This window comes from Nostocoides australiense Ben110 (assembly GCF_001050535.1).
Taxonomy (GTDB): domain Bacteria; phylum Actinomycetota; class Actinomycetes; order Actinomycetales; family Dermatophilaceae; genus Nostocoides_A; species Nostocoides_A australiense.
The window spans coordinates 2,660,163-2,667,457 of record NZ_HG764815.1 but is presented as its reverse complement, the minus strand read 5'-3'; the positions used below and the strand labels follow the sequence as shown (position 1 = coordinate 2,667,457).

Annotated in this window: 13 protein-coding genes and 1 pseudogene; 1 reads left to right on the top strand and 13 read right to left on the bottom strand. The window is 69.3% G+C overall.

Features of this window, described 5'->3' with window-relative positions; translation table 11 throughout:
* The 6 genes and pseudogenes from BN11_RS25210 to BN11_RS12805 form a co-directional block, all read right to left on the bottom strand.
* Positions 1–219, bottom strand: a 219-nt coding sequence (locus tag BN11_RS25210) for a hypothetical protein (protein WP_048698287.1), incomplete at its 3' end; no start/stop codon positions are given.
* 93 nt (positions 220–312) lie between these two features.
* Positions 313–840 carry a hypothetical protein gene (locus BN11_RS12820; protein ID WP_053084097.1) on the bottom strand — a complete coding sequence of 176 codons (528 nt, stop codon included), beginning with the start codon at positions 838–840 and terminating at the stop codon, positions 313–315.
* Positions 841–897: 57 nt separating this feature from the next.
* Positions 898–1,503 (bottom strand): M28 family peptidase, encoded by a 606-nt coding sequence (locus BN11_RS12815; RefSeq protein ID WP_048698286.1) that lies wholly within the window; start codon positions 1,501–1,503, stop codon positions 898–900.
* 19 nt (positions 1,504–1,522) lie between these two features.
* Positions 1,523–1,660 (bottom strand): annotated as a pseudogene (locus BN11_RS26165) (M28 family peptidase); the annotation flags it as partial.
* 199 nt (positions 1,661–1,859) lie between these two features.
* Positions 1,860–2,504 carry a hypothetical protein gene (locus BN11_RS12810; RefSeq protein ID WP_235435462.1) on the bottom strand — a complete coding sequence of 215 codons (645 nt, stop codon included), beginning with the start codon at positions 2,502–2,504 and terminating at the stop codon, positions 1,860–1,862.
* Positions 2,501–3,031 carry a WhiB family transcriptional regulator gene (locus BN11_RS12805; protein WP_048698282.1) on the bottom strand — a complete coding sequence of 177 codons (531 nt, stop codon included), beginning with the start codon at positions 3,029–3,031 and terminating at the stop codon, positions 2,501–2,503. Before BN11_RS12805 ends, BN11_RS12810 begins: the two co-directional genes overlap by 4 nt.
* A 138-nt stretch (positions 3,032–3,169) precedes the next feature.
* Between BN11_RS12805 and BN11_RS12800 the strand changes: the two genes are divergently transcribed.
* A complete protein-coding gene (locus tag BN11_RS12800) occupies positions 3,170–3,610 on the top strand; it encodes a hypothetical protein (RefSeq protein ID WP_048698280.1) in 441 nt (146 codons plus the stop codon).
* Here the strand turns inward: BN11_RS12800 and BN11_RS12795 are convergent.
* The 7 genes from BN11_RS12795 to BN11_RS12775 form a co-directional block, all read right to left on the bottom strand.
* A complete protein-coding gene (locus tag BN11_RS12795; RefSeq protein ID WP_083433738.1) occupies positions 3,607–4,290 on the bottom strand; it encodes an HNH endonuclease family protein in 684 nt (227 codons plus the stop codon). The genes BN11_RS12800 and BN11_RS12795 overlap by 4 nt on opposite strands.
* A 41-nt stretch (positions 4,291–4,331) precedes the next feature.
* Positions 4,332–4,976 (bottom strand): prepilin peptidase, encoded by a 645-nt coding sequence (locus BN11_RS12790; protein ID WP_083434022.1) that lies wholly within the window; start codon positions 4,974–4,976, stop codon positions 4,332–4,334.
* The gene (locus BN11_RS22730; protein WP_157044130.1) at positions 4,976–5,200 is read right to left on the bottom strand and encodes a hypothetical protein; all 225 of its coding nucleotides are present in this window, start codon (positions 5,198–5,200) and stop codon (positions 4,976–4,978) included. Before BN11_RS22730 ends, BN11_RS12790 begins: the two co-directional genes overlap by 1 nt.
* 14 nt (positions 5,201–5,214) lie before the next feature.
* Complete coding sequence (locus BN11_RS22725; RefSeq protein ID WP_157044129.1) at positions 5,215–5,373, bottom strand: hypothetical protein; 159 nt, start codon at positions 5,371–5,373, stop codon at positions 5,215–5,217.
* Positions 5,374–5,392: 19 nt separating this feature from the next.
* Positions 5,393–6,280 carry a hypothetical protein gene (locus BN11_RS12785; RefSeq protein WP_048698277.1) on the bottom strand — a complete coding sequence of 296 codons (888 nt, stop codon included), beginning with the start codon at positions 6,278–6,280 and terminating at the stop codon, positions 5,393–5,395.
* A gap of 85 nt (positions 6,281–6,365) precedes the next feature.
* Positions 6,366–6,629 (bottom strand): hypothetical protein, encoded by a 264-nt coding sequence (locus tag BN11_RS12780; protein WP_048698274.1) that lies wholly within the window; start codon positions 6,627–6,629, stop codon positions 6,366–6,368.
* The gene (locus BN11_RS12775) at positions 6,626–7,282 is read right to left on the bottom strand and encodes a hypothetical protein (RefSeq protein WP_083434021.1); all 657 of its coding nucleotides are present in this window, start codon (positions 7,280–7,282) and stop codon (positions 6,626–6,628) included. Before BN11_RS12775 ends, BN11_RS12780 begins: the two co-directional genes overlap by 4 nt.
* Between the last annotated feature and the right edge of the window lie 13 nt (positions 7,283–7,295).

Sequence of the window (7,295 nt, the reverse complement as noted above, 5' to 3'; positions counted from 1 at the left end):
CCGCCAGTCTGCGGTCTGCGCGGTCCAAGAGAGGTACCACGCCACTCGACTTCCATAGCTCTTCACCGTGTTGGGCGATCGGCCGACGTCATGCAAGAAACCGAGCCAGTCGCTCGCCGGGCGGTGCAAGCAGTCGTTCTCGTCAACCACGACGAACCGCTGGGCTCCACCGTCGCCGAGCAGCGCGAGGTCGAGCCGGTAGCTCGGGGTCACCTCCATGGGCAGCAAGTTACGGACAGGGGTAGCCGGAAAGTGTCAGACACGCCGGAGGCTGACTAGTGGCAGCCAGAAGACGACACCGAGAGGCCGGGGTTAGATAACCGAGTTGTAGGGGGGATCGAGAAAGGCAGCCGACACGGTTCCTTGGTGGGTGAACAGCATGGCCTCGAGGGCGTGGAAGTTCTCGGCGTTGATGACGACGTGGTGCGGCTTGTCTCCTCCTCGGCGCACGGCTCCGGTGGAGCGCAGCCCGGGGTAGATCGGGTCGCGGAAGTCGGCGATGACCACGAGCTCGTCCAGTGGTGCGTCCCGCTCGTCATTACCGTCGAGATCCAGCAGGTGTGCCTGGTGCCCCGTCTTGGTCTTGGTGATGGTCTGAACTCGCCAAGTGCGGGCGTCCTCATGAGGTCCGCTCTGACCGCGGGGGGCGATGAGCCGGACCTTGTCCCCAGCCCTGACCGTCCGGCCGTACAGCTCGACGGTCTCTGGCTTGTGCTTCTCGAAGTTCAGACCGAACTCGCGCCGGCGGGCGAGGGTGCTGATCTGGGCGCGAAGTTCGGCCGCGAGCGACCTGTCAACCCGCTCTACGCGGTCCAGCAGGTTGTTGAGGTCGTTGGCCATGGGGTGGTGAGCTCCCGTTGTGGTGGGTGGGTTCTGCCCATGACCTTACGACCCGTCTCAGGTCGGATCCGGCGAGGCTGGCTCGTGGGTCGCCAGGACGTGCGCCAATGACCGTGCCAGTGCGTTCATCCGTCGATGGTCCAAGGTGTCGGGGATATCGCCTCGGCGGTGGTACCGGCTGTTTCGCAGGGGCGCGGTGCCGGTGATGAGGATGGAGGGCACTTGGGCCCGCCAGAACGGTGCGTGGTCGCTGCGGTCGAGATCCATCAGCAGGGGGTTCACCCACCGAGTGAACCGCTGCCCGGGTCCGTTCCACCGGCGATCGAGCAGGCCGAGCAGGTCGAGCTCTTGGTCGGCGGCGGTCGTGACCAGATCCTCGAGGAGGCCTTCGCAGTCGCCTCGGTGAACGGCGGCCAGGAAGTCACCCCGACCCTCCCGCGCGCGGATGGATCGTGCGAGTAAAGGGAACAGCATCCCGAACCCGACCGGTAGGCGCTGAGCACCTGGCCGGTCGTCGAAGTAGCCCACCGACTCAAGACAGATCACCCGAGCAGGTCGCGGACCCACTGTGACCAGGTGTCGAGACCCGAGCTGACCGAGCTCTTCGAGGTCGACCAGGGCGATGGTGACGTCGTGACGTCCCCGGCGCAGGAGGCGTGCCACCTGCAAAGGCCACCGCCACGCCCGAGGCGTTGTCGTCAGCGCCGGGGCTGACCCGGACGGTGTCGAGGTGTGCAATCAGAAGAGTCCCGCCGGCCTGGTTGCTGTCGCTGGCTCTCGCGAGCAGGTTGACCCCGCTGACTTTGCCCGAGGGTCGCATCGGGAGCACTGCGTCCGGCTTGCCGTCGTCGGGGATGCGAAACCGGTTCGGGGCGACGAAGGGCTGCTCGGTGACGTTCCAGCCAGCGTCGATGAGCTGTTGGGCGCAGTAGGTCCGAGCGCGCTCCAGGCTTCCGGCTAGCGCCCGGTGGCGTGGTTGAGACGCGAGATATGCGACATCGCCTCGGAGCCTGTGCCCGTCATCCGTCACGGGTCTCGTAGTCCCGCGGGTCCAGGCCGAGGTGGGCCATGACGTCCCACAGCTCGGCGTCGGCAGCGTTGGGCTGGCCGAACTCGCGCAGGACCTCGGATCGGTGCCTGGCGATCGCGCCGATGAGTGCGGCGATGACCCGACGGGACTGCGGCGGGTGAGCGGTTGCGTGCTCGCCGGCCCATCCCAGGGCACCGTCGCGGTCACGGCCACGGTCGATCCGCTTCCAGCTCATCTCGCACTGCTGCTTGAACTTCTCGGCGCGCTTGGTCCCGGCCTCGTCGAGGCCACCGCCCTCGAGCGCGTCCTCGGTGGTGTCCAGGAACTGCTCGAGCACGTTGTAGGTGCGGTCGGCCAGCTGGTCGTCCTCGCGCAGAACCTTCCAGAACCTGTCCCACAGCCGCCGGCCCTGGACGTCCTGGTCTCGAGGAACCAGCTGCGCCTGGATCAGTTCGGCGAAGGCCAGGTCGTCGAGGTCGTTGAGTGCCTGGGCGGTGAACCCGGTCGGGATGGTCGGCGGCTTGCGCAGACGGCTCCACGGGCTGTCGATGAGCGCCATCGTGTTGTGCCAGCTCTTTTCAGGGTCGGGTAAAGGACTGCTCCGAGTCTCGCCTACCCACAGGGTGGTCGTCACGCGGCCTGCCCCTTGGCCTTGGCGCGCTCCTGGGCTCGCGCCTGCGCGTTGGCGGTCTTGCACTCCCCGCAGCGGCAGCCGCGCCGGCGGTACCAGAAGTAGCTGCCCTCACCGATCGGGTGCAGCGCGCCGTCGGTGAGCTCGCGGCGGGCGAGGTCCTGAAGCCAGTCGGCGGTGTCGACGTCGTCCTGGTCGAGCTGACGCATGATCTCGCGGTCGTTGGTGGTGGTCCCGGCCCAGTAGCCCTGCTCCTGCCCGGCCAGAGCCCACAGCAAGCAGCTCTGGCGGCCCGGGCAACGTCGGCACAGGGCGGCCATCATGTCGGGGACGACGCGCCGTTCCCGGTCCGGCACCCACTCCATCGGGGTGGGGAAGGTCGCGCATCGGGCGGCCTCGACGGGGAAGGTCTGCGGTGAAGACGACACGGAGGCCGCGCCACCGTGGTGACGAGCCTCCGGGTCAGTCTGCATGCTCGCAGTGAGTTCAGTGTAGGTGGTGATGCTGCGCTGGTGGGTGGTGATGGTCATGAGGTGTCCCTCTCTCTCCGGCTGGTCAGTCCGGTTGTGCCTCGCCCTTGGTGGGAGCGATTGGGTCCACCCTCTCGCACTTGCTGCGACCCGTCAACCTCAGGGGGTTTGGGCGTGTCGGGTCCGTAGACTCCAGCCGTGAGCGAACCCCGGCGTGCCACCTACGGCTATGAGGAGCTCGCTGCCCGGATCGAGCAGGTTCTTGGCGAACGGCCATCACCGTCAGCTCTGCGCGCGGCTCGCGCCCAGGGCCGGCGGACCGAGTCGACCTTGACCAAGCCCCGACTGACCGTGGGGATGCCGGCACCCCTGCCGGCGTCGTCGCGGACAGCTCCTGCCACCTTCGACGTCGAGGAGGTCGAGCGATGGCTGGCCGGCCATCCGCGTCTGGCATGGAGCCGTGCGCTGGAGGAGGCTGAGCAGGCGTTGGCGCGCGGCGAGGACGTGGAGTCGGTGATCTCCCAGGCGCTGGCGCGCGGATTGTCCTGGCGCACGATCACCACTGTGCTGGTCGAGCACGACGGGCAGCCGCGCAGTACCGCCGGGGTGCACAAGCGGTACCGACACCTGGGGCCCTAGCAGCGACCGATCGCCGCGGTCAGGGCGCGGTGGTCGGCCCGGGTCAGGGCAACCCCGTAGGCGCGAGCCACCTCGAGGTAGGCCTGGGCGTAACGGCACCGCCCGTGCTCGGGCATCCACTCCCCCGGGGTCTTGTCTCCCTTGGACAGGTTGGCGCCGCTGGTGGTGATGATCAGGTTCCGTGGGTCGTTGGCGAAGTTCTGCCGCTTGCGCGGACTCCACTGGGCGGCACCCAGGTCCCACGCCGCGGCGAGCGGGATCACGTGGTCGCCGACGACCTCGGTGTTCCCGCTGCGCTCGTAGGTCACCGTCTGGTCGGTGTAGGGGTCGTGCAGGATCCCGCGGGCCACGATGCACCCGTTGGTGCCCGGCTTGAGCTGGACCTGCTCGAGGCTCTCCCGCAGGACGTCGGAGCGTTGGTCGCACCCATTGCGCCCGTCCCGGACGTCGACGTCGTCGGTCCAGGCCGGCCCGAACACGCAGGCATGCCCTGCCTTGCAGGACCGGTCGTAGCCGGGCACGGTCGATCGCTGCCGCACCACGGTGAGGGTGGCGTCGTGCTCGTCGACGTGTGTCTGGTCCCACGGCCAGCTGGAGGGCAGCTCCAGCCCTGAGCTGTATCCCTGCCCGGTCAGGACCAGCAGGATCGCGCACAGGGCCAGCAGCAGTCGAGACTTCATACCTGCAGGAAGGTGTCGGGAGCCCCGACCGGGTGACTGCCTCAGCCGGTGAAACCGGCGCGGGCGATCGCCAGGGCAGCGCCGATGATGATGGCCGGCCCGAAGGCCAGGTGGCTGTCGCGGCTGGCTCCGCGCACCAGCAGCCAGAGCGCGGCGACCGCGCCGGCACCGAACCCCGCGACCACACCAGTGGTCACTGCCGACCATCCGAGAGCGCCGAGCATCAAACCGGTGACGCCGGCCAGCTTGACGTCCCCCAAGCCCATCGACCCGACGACGGCCAGGACGAGGAACAGCGCAGCCATCGCGGCTGCGGCCAGGAGTGCGGTCACGAGGACACCCCAACCGGTGGTGCCGGCGGCGGCCGCGAGCAGGACCGCGGCCAGCAGCGCGGGAGCCCAGCGGCGGAGCACCCGGTCGGGGACACGGTGCACGTCCAGGTCGATCCAGACCACGCCCACCGCACCCACCAGGTAGATCCACGCGGCGGCTGCCAGCCACGGGTCGGTCAGCACGCCGGCCAGAGCGCCGCCGGCGGCCGCGGTGGGGATGACCAGCCACGAGCGGTCCAGGCTCAGGCGGGGATGGTCTTCCTCGATGCGGTAGTCCCCGGTGCGCAGCCACCGCCACAGGAGGCCGCCGGCGACCCCGCCGGCGGCCGCGCCCGCCAGCACGGTCCACGGCATCACGGCGAGCTCGCTTCAGCGGCCGCCAGGCATGCCCGGTGCCAGATCTGCTCCATCAGGTGCGGGTAGGGCGAGCTCGGGCACTGGCAGGTCTCGAAGGTGTAGACGAGGCGGGGCAGACCGGTGCGGCAGCAGTCCTTCTCGCAGCCCGGGCATACGGTGCGGCGAGGGTGGGAGTGGGCCCACTGTGACAGCAGGTCGGCCCCGGTGGGACGTCTGGGCATGTCCGTCTCGGGGATCAGCGGGACTGGGCGTCGGGAGCTTCGTAGTCCCGACCGTCGACCTTGCGGGGCAGCTCGTCGGCCTCGCCCAGGATCTCGGGGTGGAACCCGAACATCTCTTCCCGCTCGGCGCGCTCGGCCGCGGACTGGGTGTCGTTGTGCTGGGTGTCGCTCATGTCTGTCTCCTTGGGTGGGTCAGGGCTCAGGGGTGACGTCGCGCAGCTGCACGACCATTCGGGTGCCGGTGGTCCCGTCGGGCGAACGGTAGGAGGCCTCCTGGACGCCCACGACCTCGAACTCCAACCCTCTCGGCAGCAGGTGCTGGGTGTTGTCCTTCTTGTCGGACTGGCCCAGGTAGGCGCCACGTCGAGTCTGCAGCTCGAAGACGGCCACCCGGCCGTCGGGGTCGTGGACGTAGCCGGCGGTCTCGTGCATCTGGTGGGTGGCGTGGGTGAACCGGTCGAAGGCGACCCGGTCGCCGGCGGCGAAGTTGTTGCGCAGGAACCCGGGCAGGTTCTGGTGGTTGATGTAGTAGGGCATCCGCACGTTGCTGTAGAGGACGTGGCCGCGGTCGTTGTGACGCTCGTAGGACTGGATGGCGCGGTCGACGCGCCGAACCTGCTCCTGGTCCTTCTCGCTGAGCGCCTGGATGTCGCCGGTGTTGGCCGACAGCTGGTCGTTGAGGTCACGCCACCGCTCGGGGCGGGTGACCAGGTCCTTCTGTGCCCGCAGCTGGGTCAGGGGCATCGTGGCCTGGGTGTCGCGGCGGTCCTTGCTGCGCTCGTTGCGTTGGCGGGAGGAGATCGGTGCTCGCTGCTGTCCTTCTGTGGGCAGGTGCCGGCGCATCCGCGGGTCGCCGAGGTCTGCGGTGGTGCCGCGCGGGAAGAGCCGTTCACGGTCCTTCTGCATCCGGGTCAGGCCGCTCATGCCCTCGGTCATGGCATCCAGGTCGCGCAGTCCGGACCTGCTGGCCGCACGATCCTGGTGCTCGTCGAGGTCGACCAGACGGGCGTTCTTGGTCGGTGACGCGCTCGAGCCGCGGTCGGGGTCGACCGCGTAGTCGGGGTGGCCCTTCCTCGGCATCGGCTGGCTCCTTCTTCCTCGTGGACTGACGGGCTGCTTGGTGATGGAAGGTGCGCTATGGGCCGAGCCAGTGACAGTCCGAAGGTCAGAGATCGAACGGCACCGGCGACCTCGCGCCGGCGCGGATGCCGTCCAGATGCTCCTGGAGGGAGACGGGGGTATCGGTGTCCCGGTAGGTGACACAGCCTTGCTCGACCTCGAACGCGCGCAGGTCGCAGTTCTGGCACGGGCACCCGCCGTCGCGGTGCTCTCGTGCCCGGTGCCCGCAGGGGCACTGCCGTTCGGGCGCCAGCCGCGTGCCCTCCTCCAGCTGGGCCAGCAGGCGCGTGGTCTTCTCCTCGGTGCTCATCGTCGGCCCTCTCGGATCAGGAACAGTGCGGCGGTGCTCAGGTGGGTATTCGGTGTCGAGGACTCGACCATCCAGGCCTGGGTGAAGCCCTGGGTGACCTGGTCCCCGCCGGCCTGGAACCGCCACGGAGACATCTCGGTCAAGACTTGGTGGACCAGCACGGTGGCGTGAAAGCGGGTCGGGACCGTCGCCTCGTCGACGACCTTGCCGCGTCGGGTCAGCTCCGCCACGCGGGAGGGCTCGTCACGGGCGATCGCCAGCTGGCGGATCTTCAGATGCCGGACGGGGATCTCCAGGACGGCGACCCGGTGCGGTTCGAGCCATCGTTGCTTCTCCCACGCCGGCTTGATCCCCATCTTGCGCGGCAGCCGCAGACCGTCGATCGCTTTGCGGGCGTACCGCGCCTGCTGTTCCTCGCGAGCCAGGGTCTCCGCCGCCGGCTGCAGCAGCTCGATCAGCTGCTCGCGACGCTTGGGGGGGATGTGCGCCACCGACCGGCCGTGATCGGCGTGCAGCCACCGCTGGACGGTGCGCCGGGTGACTCCCATCGCTGCGGCCGCGGCCGCGGTGTCAGGTGAGGCCGGGTCGTGGCCGAACCCGAACCGTAGGCACATGACCCGTTCCAGCCGGGCCCGGGTCCACAAGGGAGCCATCAGCCGGCCCTCC

Coding starts and splice junctions, on each gene's coding strand:
- BN11_RS12780 (WP_048698274.1), bottom strand. CDS start 6,629: ATGAGCACCGAGGAGAAGACCACGCGCCTGCTGGCCCAGCTGGAGGAG.
- BN11_RS12790 (WP_083434022.1), bottom strand. CDS start 4,976: ATGCCGTGGACCGTGCTGGCGGGCGCGGCCGCCGGCGGGGTCGCCGGC.
- BN11_RS12795 (WP_083433738.1), bottom strand. CDS start 4,290: ATGAAGTCTCGACTGCTGCTGGCCCTGTGCGCGATCCTGCTGGTCCTG.
- BN11_RS22725 (WP_157044129.1), bottom strand. CDS start 5,373: ATGAGCGACACCCAGCACAACGACACCCAGTCCGCGGCCGAGCGCGCC.
- BN11_RS12820 (WP_053084097.1), bottom strand. CDS start 840: ATGGCCAACGACCTCAACAACCTGCTGGACCGCGTAGAGCGGGTTGAC.
- BN11_RS12805 (WP_048698282.1), bottom strand. CDS start 3,031: ATGACCATCACCACCCACCAGCGCAGCATCACCACCTACACTGAACTC.
- BN11_RS12785 (WP_048698277.1), bottom strand. CDS start 6,280: ATGCCGAGGAAGGGCCACCCCGACTACGCGGTCGACCCCGACCGCGGC.
- BN11_RS12775 (WP_083434021.1), bottom strand. CDS start 7,282: ATGGCTCCCTTGTGGACCCGGGCCCGGCTGGAACGGGTCATGTGCCTA.
- BN11_RS22730 (WP_157044130.1), bottom strand. CDS start 5,200: ATGCCCAGACGTCCCACCGGGGCCGACCTGCTGTCACAGTGGGCCCAC.